This window comes from Micromonospora sp. NPDC005291, from assembly GCF_040607415.1.
In the GTDB taxonomy this organism is placed as follows: domain Bacteria; phylum Actinomycetota; class Actinomycetes; order Mycobacteriales; family Micromonosporaceae; genus Micromonospora.
Genome location: NZ_JBEXGR010000006.1, coordinates 180,574 through 201,523, shown reverse-complemented (window position 1 = coordinate 201,523; position 20,950 = coordinate 180,574). Strand labels below are relative to the sequence as shown.

17 protein-coding genes are annotated in these 20,950 nt (G+C 71.7%); 10 read left to right on the top strand and 7 right to left on the bottom strand.

The window, feature by feature from the left end; translation table 11 throughout:
• Positions 1-17: 17 nt before the first annotated feature.
• Together ABZT18_RS11405 and ABZT18_RS11400 are read left to right on the top strand one after the other, a co-directional pair.
• A complete protein-coding gene (locus ABZT18_RS11405) occupies positions 18-773 on the top strand; it encodes a hypothetical protein (RefSeq protein ID WP_354994212.1) in 756 nt (251 codons plus the stop codon).
• 50 nt (positions 774-823) lie between these two features.
• Positions 824-3,058 carry a hypothetical protein gene (locus ABZT18_RS11400; RefSeq protein ID WP_354994213.1) on the top strand — a complete coding sequence of 745 codons (2,235 nt, stop codon included), beginning with the start codon at positions 824-826 and terminating at the stop codon, positions 3,056-3,058.
• Positions 3,059-3,084: 26 nt separating this feature from the next.
• Here the strand turns inward: ABZT18_RS11400 and ABZT18_RS11395 are convergent, their stop codons facing one another.
• Genes ABZT18_RS11395 through ABZT18_RS11370 form a run of 6 tightly spaced genes read right to left on the bottom strand, consistent with a single transcriptional unit; the run spans position 3,085 to position 9,040 of the window.
• Positions 3,085-4,020: a PmoA family protein gene (locus ABZT18_RS11395; protein WP_354994214.1), complete on the bottom strand. Its 936-nt coding sequence runs from the start codon at positions 4,018-4,020 to the stop codon at positions 3,085-3,087.
• A complete protein-coding gene (locus ABZT18_RS11390; RefSeq protein ID WP_354994215.1) occupies positions 4,017-4,646 on the bottom strand; it encodes a hypothetical protein in 630 nt (209 codons plus the stop codon). Before ABZT18_RS11390 ends, ABZT18_RS11395 begins: the two co-directional genes overlap by 4 nt.
• On the bottom strand, positions 4,630-5,529 hold the full coding sequence (locus tag ABZT18_RS11385) for a carbohydrate ABC transporter permease (protein ID WP_354994216.1): 900 nt from the start codon (positions 5,527-5,529) through the stop codon (positions 4,630-4,632). The genes ABZT18_RS11390 and ABZT18_RS11385 overlap by 17 nt, the downstream gene beginning before the upstream one ends.
• The gene (locus ABZT18_RS11380) at positions 5,529-6,512 is read right to left on the bottom strand and encodes a sugar ABC transporter permease (protein WP_354994217.1); all 984 of its coding nucleotides are present in this window, start codon (positions 6,510-6,512) and stop codon (positions 5,529-5,531) included. The genes ABZT18_RS11385 and ABZT18_RS11380 overlap by 1 nt, the downstream gene beginning before the upstream one ends.
• A gap of 31 nt (positions 6,513-6,543) precedes the next feature.
• Complete coding sequence (locus ABZT18_RS11375; protein ID WP_354994218.1) at positions 6,544-7,890, bottom strand: extracellular solute-binding protein; 1,347 nt, start codon at positions 7,888-7,890, stop codon at positions 6,544-6,546.
• 19 nt (positions 7,891-7,909) lie between these two features.
• On the bottom strand, positions 7,910-9,040 hold the full coding sequence (locus ABZT18_RS11370; RefSeq protein ID WP_354994219.1) for a LacI family DNA-binding transcriptional regulator: 1,131 nt from the start codon (positions 9,038-9,040) through the stop codon (positions 7,910-7,912).
• A 238-nt stretch (positions 9,041-9,278) separates the two neighbouring features.
• On the opposite strand from ABZT18_RS11370, the gene ABZT18_RS11365 reads away from it, so the two are divergent.
• The 8 genes from ABZT18_RS11365 (at position 9,279) to ABZT18_RS11330 (ending at position 20,044) form a co-directional block, all read left to right on the top strand.
• The gene (locus ABZT18_RS11365) at positions 9,279-10,607 is read left to right on the top strand and encodes a Gfo/Idh/MocA family oxidoreductase (protein ID WP_354994220.1); all 1,329 of its coding nucleotides are present in this window, start codon (positions 9,279-9,281) and stop codon (positions 10,605-10,607) included.
• Positions 10,608-10,630: 23 nt separating this feature from the next.
• Complete coding sequence (gene uxaC, locus ABZT18_RS11360; protein WP_354994221.1) at positions 10,631-12,064, top strand: glucuronate isomerase; 1,434 nt, start codon at positions 10,631-10,633, stop codon at positions 12,062-12,064.
• Positions 12,061-13,365 (top strand): enolase C-terminal domain-like protein, encoded by a 1,305-nt coding sequence (locus ABZT18_RS11355; protein WP_354994222.1) that lies wholly within the window; start codon positions 12,061-12,063, stop codon positions 13,363-13,365. The genes uxaC and ABZT18_RS11355 overlap by 4 nt, the downstream gene beginning before the upstream one ends.
• On the top strand, positions 13,356-14,849 hold the full coding sequence (locus tag ABZT18_RS11350) for a mannitol dehydrogenase family protein (protein ID WP_354994223.1): 1,494 nt from the start codon (positions 13,356-13,358) through the stop codon (positions 14,847-14,849). Before ABZT18_RS11355 ends, ABZT18_RS11350 begins: the two co-directional genes overlap by 10 nt.
• Positions 14,839-16,050: a Gfo/Idh/MocA family oxidoreductase gene (locus tag ABZT18_RS11345; protein WP_354994224.1), complete on the top strand. Its 1,212-nt coding sequence runs from the start codon at positions 14,839-14,841 to the stop codon at positions 16,048-16,050. Before ABZT18_RS11350 ends, ABZT18_RS11345 begins: the two co-directional genes overlap by 11 nt.
• Positions 16,051-16,139: 89 nt before the next feature.
• Positions 16,140-17,486 carry a pectate lyase gene (locus tag ABZT18_RS11340; RefSeq protein ID WP_354994225.1) on the top strand — a complete coding sequence of 449 codons (1,347 nt, stop codon included), beginning with the start codon at positions 16,140-16,142 and terminating at the stop codon, positions 17,484-17,486.
• Between the two features lie 184 nt (positions 17,487-17,670).
• Positions 17,671-18,399, top strand: coding sequence for an HD domain-containing protein (locus tag ABZT18_RS11335; protein ID WP_354994226.1), 729 nt, complete (start codon positions 17,671-17,673; stop codon positions 18,397-18,399).
• Between the two features lie 151 nt (positions 18,400-18,550).
• A complete protein-coding gene (locus ABZT18_RS11330) occupies positions 18,551-20,044 on the top strand; it encodes an FAD-binding oxidoreductase (RefSeq protein ID WP_354994227.1) in 1,494 nt (497 codons plus the stop codon).
• Between the two features lie 39 nt (positions 20,045-20,083).
• Here ABZT18_RS11330 and ABZT18_RS11325 read toward each other — a convergent pair whose 3' ends face one another.
• Complete coding sequence (locus ABZT18_RS11325; protein ID WP_354994228.1) at positions 20,084-20,848, bottom strand: BTAD domain-containing putative transcriptional regulator; 765 nt, start codon at positions 20,846-20,848, stop codon at positions 20,084-20,086.
• Positions 20,849-20,950 lie beyond the last annotated feature (102 nt).

Sequence of the window (20,950 nt, the reverse complement as noted above, 5' to 3'; positions counted from 1 at the left end):
GAGAGGAAGGTGCCGCCGTGGGTGACCTGCGCAAGCCGTTCCTGCTGCTGGCCATGCTCGCCATCGTCCTGGCGATCGGCGTGGAGCTGGGTGCCGGGCTGCTGCTCGGCGGCGCCGACGCCGGCGCGGCGCTGGCCGACAGCGCCGGCACGCTGGACGTCCAGCTCGACGACGTGTCCGGGGTCAGTGAGCCGTCCGGCCGGGGCACCGGCTACCTGGCGTTGATCGACGCGGTGGCGGTGTGGAGCACCGGGCTGTTCTGCCTGGGGCTGCTGCTGCCCGAGCGCGTCCAGGGGCGGGTGCAGGGCGTCGCCAGCCTGATCTTCTCGATCATCCTGATCATCGTCGGGCTGATCGCGCTGGTTATCGCGTTCGTGGAGCTGTCCATCATGGTGTCGCTGTTCCTGGCCGTCCCGTTCGGCACGCTGGCGTACCTGGCCCTGTGGGGGTTCTTCCCGGTGGGCGAGGCAGCGGTGCTGCTCGGGCTGGTGCTGCTGCTCAAGCTCGTGTGGGCCGGGCTGCTGGTGCTGGCCCAGCCGCGCTTCCTGCAGAACAAGGGCCTCGTCCTGCTGATCCTCACCACCCTGCTGTGCACGGTCGTGCTGGAGTTCCTGCACAACCTGGTGCCGGTGATCCTGGTCAGCATCGTCGACGACGTGGCGGCGCTGGTCTTCGCGGTGATCGCGATCATCTGGGGGTTGGTGCTGCTGATCGGTTCGATCCCGGCGATCGTCAAGGCCATCCGGGTCACCGCCGCGCTGCCCAGCCGTTGACGTTTGCGGTATCGGCAACGCTCGGGTGGATTGTCTGTGACCCTGACGGCGTGGACAGGACGCCGCGGTGCGACGCAGTGGAGCTGCGCGTGCACGGCATCTCCGGAGTCACCGCGGAACGGATCCTCGACCACCCGATCGTGGTCCGCGTCGCCGGGGACACGCACGCGGGCTTCTTCCGGCCCCGGCCGGGGAGCGGAGCCGCCGGCGGGGCCACGGCCGGAGTAGCCGTCGAGGCGTACCGCTGGGGTTCCCTGACCGCCGGCGCGGCGGTACGGACGGCCTCGATGTTGCTGTTGCTGCCCTTCATGTTGAGCAACCTCGCGATCTGGTTGCGACCGCCGGGGCGCGACCGGTGGGGACTGCTCAGCATGCTGTGCCGCCTGCTCGCCGGCACCCTCACGGCCACGTTCGTGCTGGCGATCGTGGGCGTCACGCTGGACCTGGTCGGGTGGCAGTGCGTGCCGTACCCCGGGTGCCGGGCCAGCCGCCCCTACCTGGCCTGGCTCTACACGCTTCCGTCCGGCCCCCGGCTGGCCCTGCTGTCGGTCGTCCCGCTGCTGGCGCTGCGGGTCGTCTGGGCCATCGGCACCCGGTCGGCGCGGGCGTTCGAGGGGTTCGGCCCGTCCTCGGCGCAAGCGCTCGCGCACGGCCAGACCGAGAGCCTCACCGACGCCGGCTTCTGGCAGGACGAGCAGACGATCGGTTGGCTGCGTCAGATCCACGTGGCGCTCGGCATCGGCACGCTGAACGTCGCTCTGATCGCGGGCATCTCACCGGCCGGGGTCGGCGCGCCCCGTCACGTCGCACCGTTCGGGGTGGCCGTCGGGCTGCTCGTGTTCAACGTGGTCCTTCTCTGCCTGCCCGCGCCGGCCAGCGCGGCGGGGGCCCGACGGCTTCTGCGCCCCCTGTGGGCGGCCACCGTGGGGGTGAGCGTGCTGTGCCTCGGCGTCGCCGCCCTCGCGGGCGCGGCACCCTCCGGCTCGGGCAAACTGCCCGGGTACGAGGGCGCCGCCGCCGGGGTGGTCGCCGTGCAGGGCGTCCTGCTCGTCGTGCTCACCGTCGTCACGTACACCCGCCAGCGTGGTGTTCGCACCGAGCGCCCGTTCCTGCGCGGGCTCGGCACCCCGATCATGGCAGCGGCGGCGGTGAGCGTCGGCGCCGCCTTCACCGCGACCCTGGTCTACCGCGTCGCCGACGCCCTCGACCACGGCGACATCCCCGATCCGATCCGGCCCAACTCGCCGATCGTCGGCCCACTGGAGCCGCCGGTCGCCTACTGGTGGGCCGCGCTCGCCGGGCTCGCCGCGCTGCTGATCGGCGCGGCGGTGACCTCGGCCACCCTTCTGCTGAGCCGGCGACGGCGACGAAGGCTGGCGGCGCGCATCATCGAGCGGGACTACCCGGATGTGCCGGCGGAGGACGCGCACCGGCTGCGCCTGGTCCGGGAGACCATCGCCCGGTCCCGGGTCTCCGAGGAACTTGGCCCGGTGCTGATCGCGTTCCTGGTGATCGCGTCGCTCGGGCTGGCCACCGTCGCTCTCGACGTGATCGGGATCGGTCCCACCCAGCTCGCCGCCCGGCTCGGTGGGCAGGGCGGTGCACTCCCCGTGATCGCCGCCTACGTCACCGACGCGGGTGTCTGGGTGATCAGCTTCCTGGTGATCAGCCTCATGGTGCTGGGTTTCCGTTCGTACCGGTCGTCCCAGACCCGACGGGTGGTGGCGGTGCTGTGGGACCTCGGCACCTTCTGGCCCCGCACGGTCCACCCGTTCGCTCCCCCCTGCTACGCCGCCCGCGCCGTCCCGGAGCTGGCGAAACGGATCACCGGGCTCACCGCGCGAGGCCCGGTGGTCCTCTCCGGCCACAGCCACGGCTCGGTGCTCGCCGCCGCCACCATCCTGCAACTACCGCCGCCCGTGCTGGCCCGGGTCTCGCTGTTGACCTACGGCTCACCGCTGCGGCGCACCTACGCCCGGCTCTATCCGGCGTACCTGGGGCCGGAGACGCTCTGCGACCTCGGCGGGCGGATCGGGTGGCGATGGCGCAACCTGTGGCGGGACACCGATCCGATCGGCGGGCCGATCTTTCCCAGGGCCCCGGACACACCCCCGCCCTGCGCCGACCCGGCGGCCGGAGACGTCGACATTCGACTCCGTGATCCCCGCAGCCTGACCATCGACCCCGCGGACACCGTCCCACCTCCGATCGAACGGCACTGGCCCTACCACACCCAGGCCGCGTACCAGGTGGCGATCCGCGAGCTGATCGAGCGCTCCCGCTGACCGCACCGCCCGACCCGGCGCGGGGTTCACGACATCGTCACGACCAGAGCGGCGGCCCGGTCGCGGTCGAGGGTTCCGTCGACGACGGCCACGCCGTGCCGGCCGTGCCGCTTTCTGCCGGCCGCGATGGTGACCGGTTGCGCGAACGCGAAGGCCACCCCCACACCCGGGTACATCGCGGCCCGCACGAACCATCGGTCGCCGTCGCCGAGCCCGGCGAAGACCAGGGTGTACGCCCTACCGTCCGGCCCGGTGCCGCGCAGCGCGACCCACGGCTCGGCGGAGCCGTTGACCGCCTCCTCCCCCGTCGCCGAGGCGCTGAACACCGACGCGGGTTCGGCCGAGACCGCTCGCCAGAAGAAGCCGCCGTACCCGGCCCCACCGGGGCGACCGTTGGTGGCCGGGCTACCCAACCGCACGTCCTGCCCGGCCGGGGCACTGAGCGTGTAGTCCACCTCCAGCCACCAGGCCGATATCTCCCCGGCCGGTCCCTCTCCGGTCAGCGGAACGGCGGTGAGCTGACGGTGCTCGGTGAGCAGCACCGCCCCGTGCGGGTCGCGCCACTCCAGCCGGTGGGTGAGTCGGTCGGTGGAGCGCTCCGACCAGCCGGTGTGGGCGATCCGCCCGTGGTCGTCGCGCCAGGTGTAGCCGACGTCGCGCACGTAGGTGCGCCCTCCCCAGAGGTTGCTGCCGTTGACGTCCTGCACCGCGAGGGAGGCGCCGAGGTGCCACACGTGGTCGGCGGGCAGCGCGTCGGTCACCACCGTGCCGCCGAGGGTTCGCACCGGGTGCAGGTACGGCCGGGGCCCGTGCCGCGCGTCCAGCGCCGGGTCGACCACGTACCGGGCCACCTCCGTCCCCCCGACCAGCAGCCGCGTCGGCTCGTCGGCTGCGCCACCCCGGCCGGCGGCGACCCCCGGCCCGAGGTCGGCGGCGGGACGGGACGCGCGCCCGGTGCTCACGGCAGCTCCGGGTGGGCGGGCACCGTCCGGCGGCTCGCGACGGCGTGCAGGGCGGCCACGGTGTAACCGGCGAGGATCGGCACCGCGACCGGTGTGACCAGGACAGCGAGCAGCGCGGCCAACGCGGTCACCCCGCTGAGCGCGGCCCAACGGGTGGGCGCGTCCAGGCAGGCGCGGGCAGCGGACCGGGCCGCCGCCCGCCAGCGCCCGCCCCCGTTGCCGCCCACTTCGACGACGACCAGCCCGGCGTACCCGGCCAGGGCTGCCGTGACCAGTGCGGTCACCACCAGCGCCGGCGGGCCGCCCGGCACCCGGCCGGTGGCAAGCGCCGCCAGATCGGCGGCGAGCAGCCCGGCCACGACAAGCACGAGCAGGCTCACCGGCACGCCGGGCAGCACGGAGCGGCCAAACCGACGTAGGGTGGCCCGCGCCGACGGCCAACTGCCGGTACGCGTCCAGTCGTGCACCGCCGCGCTGGCCGTGCCCGCCGCCGCGGCGGCGGTGAACAGGGGCGCCGCAGCGAGGGTCAGCAGGATGCCGAGCAGCGCCAGGTCGGCGGCGTCGCGGGCGACGTCACGCCAGTCCCGCCGCCCGCCGGCATCCTCCGGCTCAGCCCTTGATGCCATTGGTGTTGATCCCCTCGACGAGCATCCGCTGGAACGCGACGAAGAACAGGAAGACCGGCAACAGCGACAGCACCGACATGGCGAACATCGGCCCGACCGCGCTCTGGCTCGTCGAGTCGATGAACAGTGTCAACGCGACCGGCACGGTGTAGTCCTCCAGTTGGGACAGGAAGACCAACTGGCGGAAGAAGTCGTTCCAGGTCCAGATGAACGAGAAGATCGCGGTGGTGACCAGCGCCGGGCGGCTCAGCGGCAGGATGATGTGCCGGAAGATGCCGTACGGGCCGGCGCCGTCGATCCGGGCTGCCTCGTCCAGCTCGCGCGGGACCCCGCGCATGAACTGCACCATCAGGAACACGAAGAACGCCTCGGTGGCCAGGAACTGCGGGATCAGCAGCGGCAGGTACGGCCAGTCCCCCCCGACCAGTCCCAGGGTCCGGAACAGGATGTACTGCGGCACGATCAGCACGTGTTGGGGCAGCAGCAGGGTGCCGATCATGACGGCGAACCACATGCCGCGCAGCCGGAACCGCAACCGGGCGAAAGCGTACGCGGCCAGCAGGCAGGAGAGCCCGTTGCCGACCACGGTGAGCAGGCTGACCATGGCGCTGTTGAGGAAGAACCGGCCGAAGCTGACGTCGAAGTTGGACCACCCGTCGGTGTAGTTGCCCGGGGTGAAACGCTCCGGCAGCAGCCCGACGTTGTTGACGATCTCCTCCTGGGACTTCACCGAGGTGCCGATCATCCAGATCAGCGGGTAGAGCACCACGGCGACGATCGCCACCAGGATGAGCAGCCGCAGCACGGGCCGACCGCCGGTCCGGCGGCGGGCCGCTGTCGCTGCTCCGGTCGGCACGTCGGCCGTCGGGGTCACCGTCACCATCACCGGTCCTCCCCGTCGGAGTAGTGCACCCAGAACCGCCCGGTGCTGAAGAAGATCGCGGTGATCACCGCGATGGCGAGCAGGAACACCCAGGCCATCGCCGAGGCGTAGCCCATCTCAAGGTCGGTGAAGCCGGTGATGTAGAGGTTCAGCGTGTACATCAGGGTGGAGTCGACCGGGCCGCCGGTGCCGTTGCTGAGCACGAACGCGGCGGTGAAGCCCTGGAACCCGTTGATCGTCTCCAGTACCAGGTTGAAGAAGATGACCGGGGAGAGCATCGGCAGGGTGACGTTGCGGAACTGACGGAACCGGCCCGCGCCGTCGACCGACGCGGCCTCGTACAGCTCGGTGGGCACCTGCTTGAGTCCGGCCAGGAAGATCACCATCGGCGCGCCGAACTGCCAGATGGCCAGCACCATCAGCGTCTCCAGGGCCCAGTCCGGGTCGTTGACCCACGGTTTGCCCTGGATGCCGAAGAGGCTCAGCAGCGAGTTGAACGCGCCGTCACGGTTGAACATGTTGACCCAGACGATGGCCAGCGCGACGCTGCCGCCGAGCAGCGACGGCAGGTAGAACAGCCCTCGGAACAGCCCGACCCCGCGCCAGGCGCGGTTGAGCAGCAGCGCCACGCCGAGCGCCGCGGCCAGCTTCAGCGGTACGGCGATCAACGCGAAGGTCAGGGTGACCCGCACCGCGTGCCAGTACGACGGGTCGGCGGTGAACATCCGTTCGTAGTTGGCCAGCCCCACCCACTCCACTTCGGAGAAGGGGGTGAGGATGTCGTAGTTGGTGAAGCTCAGGTAGAGCGACAACAGCATGGGGACCGCCGTGATACCCATCAGGCCGATGAGCCACGGCGACAGGAAGACGTACCCCGCCAGACCTTCGCTGTGCCGGAGGCGTCCGGGCCCACGCCTCTCGGCGTGGGCCCGGACGGAGCCGGGGCCGCGTCGGGTCGGGTCGGGCGCCGTGGTCAACGCCACGAACAGCTCCTCTCCTCGCCTGGTGAGGCGGTCAGGCGATGGCGGCTTTGCACGCCTCGACGAACTGGGCGGCGGCCTGCGCGGGGGTGGCGCGGCCGTACTGGGCGTTCTCGGCAGCCTTGATCAGCTCGGACTTGACCTTGCTGTGTCCCTTGATCGGCACCTGCGGGGACTCGCCGAACTTCTGGGTCAGCTCCGCCTCGACGGCGATGGACTGCTTCATCGCCGGGTCGGTGGTGTCGTCGCTGACCACCCGGCGCAGGTCCAGGTTGGACGGCAGGCCGCGGTCGGTCCCGAGCAGCTTGACCGCCTCCTGGTCGTTGTTCAGGAAGTTGATCACGTCGACCGCGACGTCCTTGTGCTTACTGCCCTTGAACACCGACCAGTACATCGAGGCCCGGGCCCACTGCGCGCTCGGGTCACCCGGGTAGGCGATCACGCCCAGCTCGTCCTTCGTGTTCTTCTTCAGGTCCGGCATCTGGTTGGCCCAGACCCAGGAGGTCGCCGACTTGCCGGTGACCACCAACTGCTTGCTGATGTCGCTGGAGTTGCCCTCGTGGATGACGTCGGGGGTCGGGGTGGCCTTGCGGTCCCGGGCGCCCTTCCACAGGTCGAACCACTTGGTCACGTCCTCGGCGGTGAAGCCCAGTTCCTTGCCCTTGTAGAGGTCCTTGCCCTGCTGGCGCAGCCAGACCCAGAACGCCTTGTAGTCGGCGCTCGGATCCTGGGTGCCGGGCACGCCGGCCTTCTTCGCCACCTCCTCGGCCCAGGCGATGTGCTGCTCCCACGACATCCCGGTGGTGGGCTCGGGCAGGTTGTTCTTGGTCAGCAGCGTCTTGTTGTAGACCAGACCCTGGGTGTTCTCCCCGGCGGCCAGGCCGGCGAGCTTGCCGTCGACCACGCCGTACTGCCAGAGGCTCTTGGGGAACTTGGAGGTGTCCAGCTTGCCGGACTCCTGGTAGGAGGTCAGGTCCAGCGTGGTGTTACGTCCCGCGTACTCGGCCAGGTAGTTGTCGTCGATCTGGAACAGGTCCGGTGGGTTGCCGCCGGCGGTGAGCGTGGCCAGCTTGTCGAAGTAGCCCTGGTTGGCCTGCCAGGTCTTCTCGAAGGTCACGTTCGGGTGCTTCTTGGTGTAGAGGGCCAGGGCGTCCTCGGTCAGCTTGGCCCGGGCGTCGGCGCCCCACCAGAAGATGGAGAGCTTGACCGGGGCGTTCGGGTCGGCGGCACCGCCGTCGTCTCCGCAGGCGGCGGCCCCGAACATCAGTGGCGCGGCGACCGTCGCGGCGAGCAGGCCGCGCAACAGTCGCCGCCGAGGCAGCGGGGTACGGTGGGTGCGCCCGACGGGCGCGTCAGTGGTGGGGGGCGTTGCGGGGTGCATGTGCGCTCACTCCTTGGCATTAGGAGGCGACGGCGTCACCGGTGGCCGCGGTCGGGATGCCCGGGCCCGCAGGGCAATGCGGGTCCGGGCCTTGCGGCGCGGCCAGGGGACGTGCCGGTCGGGCGTGTGGGCCCGGGCCGGTCGAGTCGCGGATGACCAGGTCGGTCTGGAGCATTACCTGTGCGGTGGTACGACGGACGCCGAGCGCCGTGCCGGCACCGGACCCCCGCGCGCCGCGCGGTGACTCGATGTCCTGTTGCAGCAGCATGTCGACGGCCGTCCGGCCGGCGGCCCCGGTTGGTGTGGCCACCGTCGTCAGTTTGGGGCGGGTGAGCCGGCTCAGGGTGATGTCGTCGACCCCGACGACACTCACCTCCTGCGGCACCCGGACCCCGAGCGCGTCCAGCCCTTCGATGAGGCCGATCGCCATCAGGTCGTTGTAGGCGAGCACGGCCGACACGCCGCTGCGCCGCACCTGCTCGGCGGCGGCAGAGCCGCCGATCTCGGTGGGCGCGTTCGGGCCGAGTACGGTCAACTCCGCGCCGCCGGCTCGGGCGGCCGTGCCGGCGGCTCGGCGCATCTCCCGGTTGGTCCACGAGCTGCGGGGGCCACCGAGCAGCGCGATGCTGCGGTGACCCAGGCCGACCAGGTGCTCGATCGCCGTCCGGGCGCCCTGCCCGACGTCCATCAGGACGCAGGGCAGGCCGGTCACCTGGCGGTTCACCACCACCAGCGGCACCTCACGGCTGAGCTGCTCGATCAGGCTGTTGCTCATCCGGGGGCTGCACAGCAGCACACCGTCCACCTGCTTGGCCAGCGCGTGGACCAGCTCCTCCTCGACGGTCGGGTCCTCGTTGGTGTCGGCCACGAAGACGTGGTAGTCGCGGTGCCGGGCCTGACTCTCCGCCGCCTTGATCAGCGGCGGGAAGAACGGGTTCGCGATGTCCGCGATGATCAGCCCGATGTTGTGCGTACGTCCGGTGATCAGGGCTCGGGCGGCTCGGTTCGGCCGGTAGCCCAGATCCTCCGCGCAGGCCAGCACCCGGACCCGGGTCTCCGGGTTGACCAGGTGCGGGGCGGAGAAGGTGCGGGACACGGTGGAGATGTGCACACCGGATGCCCGTGCGACGTCCCGGATGGTGACTGGCACGGCGGCTCCTCCGTCCGATGTGGTGGCGGTCACGTGGGTGTGGCCCATTAATGCAAACGGTTGCTCCAGTGTCAACGGTGAATGGTTACGGCTTTGTTGCGCCCGGGCTCCCCTTGGTGACCAGTGACTCCGCAAACACCGACAAATACCGCTGATTGCATCGCCGTCGTTGACGCAACCGGATCGATCGTGATTACTTCACTGCAAACCTTTGCAGGATCACCGGGGAGGCGACCGCATGTCACCGAGAGCCGACGGACGGGTCCGATACGCCGTCGTGGGCACGGGCGCACGAGCCGAGATGTTCGTTCGGGCCCTGGTGCTCGACCACGCCGACACCACCGAACTGGTCGCCTTCGCCGACGTCAACCAGGCCCGGATGGACGCCCACAACCGCTGGCTGGCCGAGCTGGGCCACCGTCCGGTGCCCACGTACCCGGCCGCCGATTTCACGGCGATGCTGGACAAGGAGCGCGTCGACGTCGTCCTGGTGACCAGCGTGGACGTCACTCACGACGAGTACGTGGTTGCCGCGCTGCGCGCCGGCCGGGAGGTCGTCACCGAGAAGCCGATGACCGTGGACGTGCCGCGCTGCCGGCGGATCCTGGACACGGTCACCGAGACCGGCGGTCGGGTGACGGTCGCGTTCAACTACCGCTACAACCCGTTGCACGAACAGGTTCGGCGGCTGCTCGCCGAGGGCGCGGTCGGTGAGATCGGCTCGGTGCACTTCGAGTGGCTGCTCGACGTACGCCACGGCGCCGACTACTTCCGCCGCTGGCACCGCGACAAGGCCACCTCCGGCGGGCTGATGGTGCACAAGGCCAGCCACCACTTCGACCTGGTCAACTGGTGGTTGGCGGCCACCCCCGTCGAGGTGTACGCGGCCGGCCGGCTCTTCTTCTACGGCGAGGACGGCCGCCGACACGGCTACGCCCGTGACTACGAGCGGGCGCACGGCTCCCCCGCCGCGGTCGACGACCCGTTCGCGTTGCGGCTGGACGCGCACCCCCGGCTCCGTGAGCTGTACCTCGACAGCGAGGCCGAGGACGGCTATCAGCGCGACCGCAATGTCTTCGCCCCCGGGGTGAGCATCGAGGACGACATGGCGGTCCTCGCCCGCTACTCCACCGGCGCCACGATGACGTACCACCTCACCGCGTACGCCCCCTGGGAGGGCTACCGGGTGATGGTCAACGGCAGCCGGGGCCGGCTGGAGCTGGAGGTCACCGAGAACGACTTCGTCGACCGGGGCACCGCCGGTGCGGTCAAGGGCGCGGCTCTGCACGGCACCGAGGCACCGGCCGAGGGCGGTGGCGCGACGCTCACCGTGCGCCCGTTCTGGGCCCCGCCCCGACAGATTCCGGTCGAGGGTCGCAGCCGGCACGGGCACGGCGGCGCGGACGCCCGGATGACCGGGGTGCTCTTCGGCGGCCAACCCGACCCGCTGGACCGCGCCGCGACCGCCGACGACGGCGCGTTGGCCCTGCTCACCGGCCTGGCCGCCAACCGATCCTTCGAGACCGGTCAACCCGTCCGGGTCGCTGACCTGCTCACCCCCCGCTGACCACCGACGAGGAGCCCATCCCCGTGCCGACGTTCGACCACACCGACCTGCTCCTGCCACCCGAGCCCGGCCAGCGCGCGCTCGCCCGAGAGCTGTACGCGCTGGCCGCGGAGCAACCCATCATCTCGCCGCACGGACACGTCGACCCGGCCCTGCTCGCCGAGGACCAGCCATTCCCGGACCCGGCGCAGATGCTCATCGTGCCCGACCACTACCTGACCCGGATGCTGCTCAGTCAGGGCGTACCCCCGGCGCGGTTGGGCGTGCCCACCCGCGACGGCAGCCCGGTGGAGACCGATGGCCGGGTCATCTGGCGACGCTTCGCCGCGCACTGGCACCTGTTCCGGGGCACCCCGTCGCGGCTCTGGCTGGAGCAGACCTTCCGCACCGTGTTCGGGGTGCACACCCCGCTCGGCCCGGCCACCGCCGACACCCTCTATGACGAGCTGGCGGCCCGGCTCGCCGAGCCGGACTTCCGGCCCCGGGCGCTGTTCGAGCGGTTCGGCATCGAGGTGCTGGCCACCACCGAGTCGCCGCTGGACGACCTCGGCCAGCACGCCAAGCTCGCCGCCGACGGCTGGGGCGGGCCGGGTGGCCGGGTGGTCACCACGTTCCGCCCGGACGACGTGGTGGACATGGAGTTCGACGGCTGGTCGACCAATGTCGAGCGCCTCGGCGAGCTGGCCGGCGAGGACACCGGCACGTACACCGGCTACCTGGCCGCGCTGCGGGCCCGGCGGGCCGCGTTCATCGCCGCCGGCGCGACCTCGTCGGATCACGGCCACCCCACCGCGCGCACGCTGGACCTGACGCCGGAGGAGGCCGAGCGGCTGTACGACCGGGGCCGACGCGGCGCGGCCGACGCCGCCGACGCCGAAGCGTTCCGGGCGCACATGCTCATGGAGTTCGCCCGGATGTCGCTGGATGACGGCCTGGTCATGCAGCTGCACCCCGGCGCGGTGCGCAACCACAACCGGTGGCTGCACGCGCGGCACGGCCGCGACGTCGGCGGCGACATCCCCCAGGCCACCGAGTACGTGCACGCGCTCGCCCCGCTGCTGGAGCGCTACGGCAACGACCCACGGCTGCGGCTGGTGCTCTACACCCTCGACGAGGACACCTTCACCCGCGAGCTGGCGCCGCTGGCCGGCGGGTACGCCGCGCTGCTGCTCGGCGCGCCCTGGTGGTTCCTGGACTCCCCCGAGGTGCTGCGCCGTTTCCGGGAGACGGTCACCGAGAGCGCCGGTTTCTACAACACCACCGGGTTCGTCGACGACACCCGGGCGTTCTGCTCCATCCCGGTACGACACGACGTGGCCCGTCGGGTGGACGCGGGCTTTTTGGCTCGGCTGGTCGCCGAGCAACGGCTGCCGATGGACGAGGCGGCCGAGACCATCGTCGACCTGGCGTACCGGCTGCCCAAGCGGGTCTTCAACTTCGGAGGCACGAACCAGTGAGTATCACCATCACCTCTGTTGAGGTGCACGACGTGCGGTTCCCGACCGCCGCCCGGGGCGACGGCTCCGACGCGATCAACCGGGGCGACTACTCGGCGACGTACGTGGAGCTGGGCACCGACGCCGCTCCGGTCGGCGCCGGGTTCACCTTCACCAACGGCCGGGGCAACGAGATCACCTGCGCGGCGGTCCGCGCACTGGCCCACCACGTGCGGGGACGCACGATCGAGGAGATCGCGGCCGAGCCGGTGGCGTTCTGGCGCTCGCTCAGCGCGGACGTGCAACTGCGCTGGCTGGGCCCCGAGAAGGGCGTCATCCACATGGCGACCGGCGCGCTGGTCAACGCTGTCTGGGACCTGCGGGCCACCCTGGCCGGTAAGCCGATGTGGCGGTTCCTCGCCGAGCTGCCGACCGATGAGTTGGTCGCCAGCATCGATTTCAAGCACATCACCGACGCGCTCACCCCGGACGAGGCCGCCGCCATCCTCGACAAGGGGCGCGACGGGCTGGCCGACCGACTGGGCACGCTCGAACGGGACGGCTTTCCCTCGTACACCACCTCGGTTGGTTGGCTCGGCTACCCGGACGACAAGGTACGGGCCCTGAGCCGGCAGGCGTACGACGAGGGCTGGCGTGCGATGAAGATGAAGGTCGGCGGCCCGCTCGCCGACGACCTGCGCCGGGCCCGGATCATCCGGGAGGAGATCGGCCCGGACGCGCTGTTGATGATGGACGCCAACCAGGTCTGGGACGTTGACGAGGCGATCACCGCGATGGCCACGCTGGCCGAGGTGGATCCGTACTGGATCGAGGAGCCGACGCACGCCGACGACATTCTCGGCCACGCCCGGATCGCCCGCGCGGTGACGGAGCTGACCGACGGCCGGTGCCGGGTGGCGACCGGTGAGGTGGCCGCCAACCGGGTGATCTTCAAGCAGCTGCTCCAGGCCGAGGCGATCGGCGTGATGCAGATCGACGCGTGCCGGGTCGGCGGGGTCAACGAGGTCCTTGCCGAGCTGCTGCTGGCGGCGAAGTTCGGGGTGCCGGTCTGCCCGCACGCCGGCGGCGTCGGCCTCTGCGAGTACGTCCAGCACCTGGCGATCTTCGACTACCTGCGGGTGGGCACCAGCCTGGACGGTCGAATGATCGAGTACGTCGACCACCTGCACGAGCACTTCGTCGACCCGGTACGCACCCGTGGTGGCCGCTACCTGCTGCCCGAGCGACCCGGTTACAGCGCCACCATGAAGCCGGCGTCGATCGCCGAGTTCCGCTTCCCGGACGGCCCGGCGTGGCGGTGACCGTCGGCGCGTCCCGACTCGGCCTGGGGATGCTGCGCCAACTGCCCGCCGAGGCCCGTCCCCTGGTCCGGCCGGGCACCGTGCCGGCCGGCGTCGTGCACCTGGGGCTGGGCGCGTTCCACCGGGCGCACCAGGCCGTCTACACCGAGGCGGCGGTCGGCGCGGCCGGCGGTGACTGGGGCATCGTGGCCGTCGCCCCGCGCAGCACCGCCCTGGTCGAGGCGCTCGCCGCGCAGGACAACCTGTTCAGCGTCAGCACCCTCTCCGCCGCCGGCAGCGCCACCCGGGTGGTGGGCGCCCTGAGCGGCGTACGACACGCGGCCAGCGACCCGGACGCCGTGGTGGCGCTGCTCGCCGACCCGGCGGTCCGCGTCGTGACGCTGACCGTCACCGAGAAGGCGTACCAACTCGACCCGGTGACCGGCCGGTTGTCCCCGGATTCGGCACTGGCGGCGGACCTGGCCGGCGGCCGTCCGCCGATGACCGTGCCGGGGTTGCTGCTGCGCGGGCTGGCCGCCCGGGCCGCCGCGGACGCCGGGCCGGTGGCGCTGGTCAGCTGTGACAACCTGCCGGCCAACGGCCGACGGCTGCGCGGCATGGTCGACCAGGCGGTCGGCCGGGCCGTCGGGGTGCCCACCGGGCTGGTCGAGTGGGTGGCCGGCAACGTCACGTGCCCGGGCACCATGGTGGACCGGATCGTGCCGGCCAGCACCGCGGAGACGATCGAGGCGGCACGCCGGGCGCTCGGCGTGACCGACCTGGCCGCGGTGGCCGCCGAGCCGTACGCGCAGTGGGTGATCGAGGACGACTTCCCCGGCGGCCGGCCGGGCTGGGAGCACGCCGGGGCGGTGCTCACCGACGACGCCGGCCCGTGGGAGCGGTTGAAGCTGCGCACTCTCAACGGCGTGCACTCGGCGGTGGCGTACCTGGGGGCGCTGGCCGGTCGGGAGACGATCGCCGACACGCTGGAGATCCCGCACCTGACCGACGTGCTGCGCCGGCTGATCGCCGAGGACGTGGCGGCGAGCTTCACGCCGCCGGACGGGGTCAGGGTGGTCGACTACGGCGAGCAGGTCCTCGACCGGTTCGGCAACCCGGCGATCCGCCACCGCACCCTGCAGGTGGCGATGGACGGCTCGCAGAAGCTGCCGCAGCGGGTCCTGCACACCATCGTCGACCTGCGCGCCGCCGGTCGGTCCGCGCGCTGGGGCGCGCTGGTGGTGGCGGCGTGGCTGCGTTTCGCGCTGGGCTACGCCGACGACGGGCACCCGTTGCCGTTCCAGGACCCACTGGCCGGGCCGATCCGCGCCGCGCTGGATGCCGGCGTGCAGAGCCCTGCGGGCACCGTCGACGCGGTCTTCGCGCTGCGCGAGGTCATCCCCGTCGAGGTGGCCGGGGACGACGAGGTCCGCGCCGACGTGATCGCCTGGCTGACCGCGCTGGAGCGGCACGGCGTCGAGGCCACCCTGGCCGGTGCCCGATGACCGGGCCAACCCTGGCTGGTGCCCGGTGACCGGGGCGACGCCGCCCCGGGTGGCGGTGATCGGGGCGAACGGGCACGGCCGGTGGCACCGGCGGGTGATCGGGCCGCTGCACGACGCCGGTCGTCTCCGGCTGGTCGCCCTGGTCGACGTCCACCCGGTGGAGGACGACCAGGCGGCGCCGATGCCGCCCGGGGTCGAGGTGTTCACCGACCACCGTGCGATGCTCGCCGCCACCCAGCCGGAGGTGGTGGTGATCTGCACTCCGCCACACACTCACCTGGCGATCGCCCGCGAGGCCCTGGCCGCCGGTGCGGACCTGCTGCTGGAGAAGCCGCCGGTGCTGTCGCTGGCCGAGCACGAGGAGCTGACCTGGGCGCTGACCGCCGCCGGCCGGGTGGCCCAGGTCGGCTTCCAGGCGCTCGGCTCGGCGGCACTGACCGCGCTGACCGACGCGCTGGCCGCCGGCCGGCTGGGCACCGTCACCGGCATCTCCACCGTCGCGGCGTGGCAGCGGCCGGACGCCTACTACGCCCGCTCCCCCTGGGCCGGCCGACGGAGCCTGAACGGCCGGCCGGTGCTGGACGGCGCACTGGCCAACCCGCTCGCGCACGCGGTGATGCAGTGCCTGGCGATCGCCGAGGCGCTCAACGGGGCGACGCCCTGGCCGGTCGCGATCGAGGTGGAGCGCTACCGGGTCCGCCCGATCGAGGTGGAGGACACGGCGGTGCTGCGGGTCCTGTTCCGCGCGGGCCCGCCCGTGCTGGCGGCGGTCACCCTGGCCGCCGAGGAGTTCGTGGCGGGCGACGTGCTGGTGACCGGTACGGCGGGACAGGCGGTGCTGGAATACCCGACGGACCGGCTGCGGCTGCCCGGGGACGTGGTGAGCCGCCGCTTCCCGGGACGGCTGGGGCTGCTGGAGAACCTGCTCGCGCACCGGGCCGACCCGGCGGGGGTGCCGCTGATCGCACCGCTGGCCCGTACCGCGCCGTTCACCGCGCTGCTGGACGCGTTGCGGGCCGCGCCGGAGCCCCGGCTGCTCGACGGCGACCTGGTGACCACGGTCGGCGACGGCGGGGAGCGGGTCCGCCACCTGCGGGGCGTGGTCGACGTGCTGCGTCGGTCGGCCGAGCGGGGGGCGCTCCCGAGCGAGCTGGCGGTGCCGTGGGCGGCCGCGGCCTACCGCGCCGAGCTGGCGGGATAGGGGGCGACGGCAACCGGAGTGCGAACGCCGCCCGGACCTCTGCGGGCCACCTCCGACAGACCCCCACCACCAGCGAATGGGAAGAATCGATGCGCAGACTCCTCGCCGGCGCTACGGCGACCGCACTCCTGCTCGTCGCCGCACCGGCTGCGGCGGCGCCCAGTCCCGACCCCGACCGGCTGTCCTGGTCGGCCCGTCACGTCGGCCGGCAGGCCCTGCCCGAGCGGGACGGCTGGGCGGCCGAGGGCGCCGGCACCACCGGCGGTTCGGCAGCCACCCCCGAGCGGACCCGGGTGGTGCACAGCCGGGCCGAGCTGGTCGCCGCGCTGGGCGGCGACAACGCCAGCAACGTTACCGATGCCACTCCGAAGCTCATCTACGTCGACGGTGCCGTCGACGGCTTCGAGGGGCCCGACGGCACGCCGCTGAGCTGCGGCGACCTGGCCGATCCGGCGTACCGGCTGGACGCCTATCTGGCCGCGTACGACCCGGCGGTGTGGGGTCGGGTCACGCCGAGCGGGCCGCTGGAGGAGGCCCGGGTGCGGTCGGTCGCCAACCAGACCCGGCAGACCCAGATCAACGTCGGCCCGAACACCACCATCGTCGGGCTGCGCGGCGCCCGGCTGACGGGGCTCACCCTCATGATCGACCGGGCGTCGAAGGTCATCGTCCGCAATGTGACCTTCGTCGACGCCCGGGACTGCTTTCCCGCCTGGTCACCGACCGACGGCGAGGCCGGCAACTGGAACAGCCAGTACGACCAGATCTCGGTACGCCGCAGCGAGAACGTCTGGGTCGACCACAACACCTTCACCGACGGCGACAACCCGGACAGCGCCCAGCCGGTCTACTTCGGACGGCCGTACCAGGTGCACGACGGGTCATTGGACGTCACGCACACCGCCAGCCTGGTCACCGCGTCGTGGAACCGCTTCACCGGGCGGGACAAGCTGATGCTGATCGGCTCGTCCAACACCGTCGGCCCGGACGTGGGCCGGCTGAAGGTCACCCTGCACCACAACCTCTTCGACGGCGTCCTGCAACGGCTGCCCCGGGTGCGCTTCGGTCAGGTCGACGTCTACAACAACCACTACCGGCTCGGTGGGGACGACTTCCAGTACGCGCTCGGTGTCGGTGTCCAGTCGGCGATCTACGCGCAGAACAACTTCTTCACCCTGGACACGACGGTCGAGCCGGCCGATCTGCTCTACGACTGGGGCGGCACCGCGCTGACCGAGCGGGGCTCCTGGGTGCGCCGCGGCGGAGGGCCAGCGCGGCCGGTCGACCTGCTGGCGGCGTACAACGCGACCCATGACCCCGACCTCGGGGCCGACGCGGGTTGGACGCCCACCCTGCGCCACGACCCGGTCCTACCGGCCCCACTGGTTCCATTCCTGGTGGACCCCCTCGCCGGCGCCGGCCGGCTGCCGCTCTGACCGGCCGGCCAGGCTGATCGACTCCGTTTCGCCGATATCGCGGCGTCGGAGTGCCCCGGATACCGCAATGTCGGCGAACCGGAGTCAATCACGCAGAAGGACAGCGGGTTGCCTCGCGGATCTCGTGGTCGGGTCGGCGACGCACGGGCTCATCGATGTGGTGAAGATCGGCTATAAGTGACGCATGGACTTCCCGCCGCACCTGGGCAGCATGCCGATGCACGCGATCACCGAGATCCACGGCGAACCGGGCCTGCTGGAACGCTTCCGGTTGGAGGTCCAGCAGTTCGACGACGCCGCCCGGGTGCGGCTGACCGCCGCGCTCGACCTCGCCGCCGAGCTGCACCGCGACGACCGACGCGTCCGCGAGCCGTACCTCAACCACCTGCTGCGGGTGGCGATCCGGTTGATGCACCACTACCAGGTGCGGGACGTGGACGTGATCGTCGCCGGCCTGCTGCACGACGCGGTGGAGGACCACCCGGCCGAGTTGGCCGGCGGCGACCCGGGGGCCGACCCGGCCGGGGCCGCGCTGACCGCGCTCGCCGCGCGGTTCGGGCCGCGGGTGGCCACCCTGGTCGCCGCCGTCACCAACCCGGTGTACGACCCCGAGCGGGACCGCAACACGCAGTACCGGGAGCACCTGGCGGTCAGCCTGGACCGGGAGCCCTGGGCCCGGGTGATCAAGGTGTCGGACTTCACCGACAACGGCGTGGGGGTGATCCACACGGTCGGGCCGAAGGTCGTCTCGTCGGCGCGGAAGTACCGGCCGCTGGTGCCGCTCTTCCGGGATCTGATCGGCCGGCCGGACACACCGTTGTCACCGGAGGTGAAGCGGCACATCTTCGGCCAGCTCGACCTGGCCGAGGAGCGGTTCAGCGCCATCCTGGACCAGCCCGCCCACCCCCACTGACCAGGCGTCGCATCACCCGACCGGGTTCTGCGACAAGTTCTCAGATCTGTGAAGAAGCCTCCGGCATTACGGTGAGTTTGCGCCAGATGGGAGGCAAAAGTCCTCTTGGTCGGAATCTCTGGCGTACCCCCGATCGAGAGGATTCGGACCCATGCGCGACCTTTCTCGGCGCGATCTGCTCAAGGCGACGGCCGTCGGCGCCGGAGCGGTCGCTCTCCCGGGCATGATGGCCGGCAGCTCGGCGATCGCGGCCGACGGTCCCGGGTCCTCCTCCGGCGCGAAGTACCCGCCAGCGGAGCTGACCGGCCGCATCGTCCGTCCCCAGAGCCCCAACTACGCGGAAGCGAGCATCGGCTGGGACGAGCTCTTCGTTCACTATCCGCTGGTCATCGTCTTCGCCCAGGAGACCCGGGACGTGGTCAACGCGCTCACGTGGGCGCGGCAGAACAACGTCGCGCTGCGGGTCCGCAGCGGCCGTCACAGCCTTGAGGGCTGGTCGAACGTCGACAACGGCATCGTGATCGACGTCAGCGAGCTGAAGGAAACCCACATCGACGTCGCCAGTCGCACCGCACGAGTCGGCGCCGGGCTCAACCAGTTGGAGGCGGTGACCGCGCTCGGGGAGTACGACCTGGCGGCGACGACGGGAACGGAGGGAACCGTGGGCCTGTCCGGCGCAACCCTCGGCGGCGGCTTCGGCTTCCTCACCCGCTACCTCGGAATGGCCTGCGACAACCTGGTCGGGGCGGAGATCGTCGTGGCGGCGGGTGCCGACGGCGCGAAGGTGCTCGAGGTGGACCCGTGGAACCACCCGGACCTGCTCTGGGCGCTGCGCGGCGCGGGAAACGGCAACTTCGGGATCGTCACCTCGCTCACCTACAGGGTGGCCCCGCTCAAGAGCGTCGCCTACCTCCAGGCGACCTGGGAGGGCCTCGACGACCTGCACGGGGTCTTCGACACCTGGCAGCGCACCGCACCGTTCACCGACCCCCGCCTCGGCAGCCAGCTTGAGGTCCACCCGAACGAGATCCTGCTGTTCGGGGTGCTCGCCGAGGGATCAGAGGCGGAGGCCAGGAAGCTGCTCGCGCCGATCCTGTCGGTTGGCAACCCCCAGGTGACGGTGCAGATCGGAGGTTGGGGCGACACCTATGCCGGCTTCCAGATTCCGACCGAGGACGAGCCCGCGAACTGGAAGTTCTTCTCGCAGTTCACCAGCGAGCCGTTCCCGCAGAAGGCGATCAGCGTCATCCGCGCGTTCATGCAGGACGCCCCGTCGGACGACAGCAACTTCTTTACCCAGGCCTTCGGCACCGGGGCGCAGAGACACGAACCGTTCGGTGGCGCGGCCTTCCCGCACCGCGACGCGCTCTTCTACTCCGAGCCCGGCGCTGGCTGGGGCACTCGCGGGGAGCCCGACAGCGGCGACGCCATCACCCCGATCGCCCAGACCTGGATCGCCGAGTTCAGCCAGGCACTGCGGCCCTACGTGAACGGCGCCTACGTCAACGTGCCGAACATCGGCATGGCGGAATGGGAAACCGCCTACTGGGGCCACAACTTCGACCGGCTGCGCCGCGTCAAGGCGAAGTACGACCCCCACAACGTCTTCCAGTACGAGCAGAGCATCCCGCCCGCGACACACTGACCCGCCCGACGGGCGCTGCGGATGCCGCTGCGGGCGAGGTCACACCTGGTGCAGGCCGGCGCGAACGAGGTGCTCCAGCCAGGGTGTCGGGGCGACGCCCAACTCCCGGCCCAGGTCGGCGCGGAACAGCTCGAACCGACGTACCGCCTCGTTGATGTTGCGCTCCGCCAGGTGCACGGCGATCAACGTGCGGGTGGCGCTCTCCCGCAGCGGCTCCAACTGCACAGCGGTCAACGCCACCTGCACCGCCTCGCTGAACCGGCCTTGCGTGGTGAGCCGCTCGGCGAGCGCCTCCAGCGCGTACAACTGGGTCTGGCGTAGCCGTTCCCGTTCGGTCAGCACCCAGTCGTCGTACCAGCCGGGCAGCAGCTCACCGGTCGCCAGCGCCGGCAGACCGGGGCCGACACCGACCGGTGACCCGCCGGCCAGCAGCGCCGTGGCCGCCGCGCCCAGGGTGGCCACGTCGCTGGTCACCCCGGCGGCCAGGGCCAGCCGGTCGTCCTCCTCCACCAGTGGCTCGGGGGTGACCCGGTGCAGCCGCCACAGCATGGTGCGCAGGTTGGCCCGCGCCCGCTCCTCGTGCGAGCCGGGCCAGAGCGTGCCGGCGGCCTCAGACCGGGCACATCCCTGGCGTACGCCGAGGTAGGCCAGCAGTCGGCGGGCACCCTGCGGCACCGCCACCGCCCGCCCGTCGCGTTCCAACCCGAACCCGCCGAGCAACCGCAACGCGTACCGGGGAAGCTGCCCCGCGTCGGTCTCGGGTGCCCCGAAGCGGAGGTCGTGCGTTACCTCGTGAACAGCCATGCATGCGCCTTTCGCACCCGATCGCCCCGTGGCAGTTCCACGGTCGGGTGTGGACGGTCAACGCGCCAGCACAGTGTCGTCACACCGACCCGGCGAGCGGCG

What these genes read in the sequence shown, in the direction of transcription:
- ABZT18_RS11375 (WP_354994218.1), bottom strand. Translation starts at nt 7,890, where the DNA reads ATGCACCCCGCAACGCCCCCCACCACTGACGCGCCCGTCGGGCGCACC.
- ABZT18_RS11330 (WP_354994227.1), top strand. Translation starts at nt 18,551, where the DNA reads ATGCGCGACCTTTCTCGGCGCGATCTGCTCAAGGCGACGGCCGTCGGC.
- ABZT18_RS11365 (WP_354994220.1), top strand. Translation starts at nt 9,279, where the DNA reads ATGTCACCGAGAGCCGACGGACGGGTCCGATACGCCGTCGTGGGCACG.
- ABZT18_RS11390 (WP_354994215.1), bottom strand. Translation starts at nt 4,646, where the DNA reads ATGGCATCAAGGGCTGAGCCGGAGGATGCCGGCGGGCGGCGGGACTGG.
- ABZT18_RS11335 (WP_354994226.1), top strand. Translation starts at nt 17,671, where the DNA reads ATGGACTTCCCGCCGCACCTGGGCAGCATGCCGATGCACGCGATCACC.
- ABZT18_RS11340 (WP_354994225.1), top strand. Translation starts at nt 16,140, where the DNA reads ATGCGCAGACTCCTCGCCGGCGCTACGGCGACCGCACTCCTGCTCGTC.
- ABZT18_RS11325 (WP_354994228.1), bottom strand. Translation starts at nt 20,848, where the DNA reads ATGGCTGTTCACGAGGTAACGCACGACCTCCGCTTCGGGGCACCCGAG.
- ABZT18_RS11385 (WP_354994216.1), bottom strand. Translation starts at nt 5,529, where the DNA reads ATGGTGACGGTGACCCCGACGGCCGACGTGCCGACCGGAGCAGCGACA.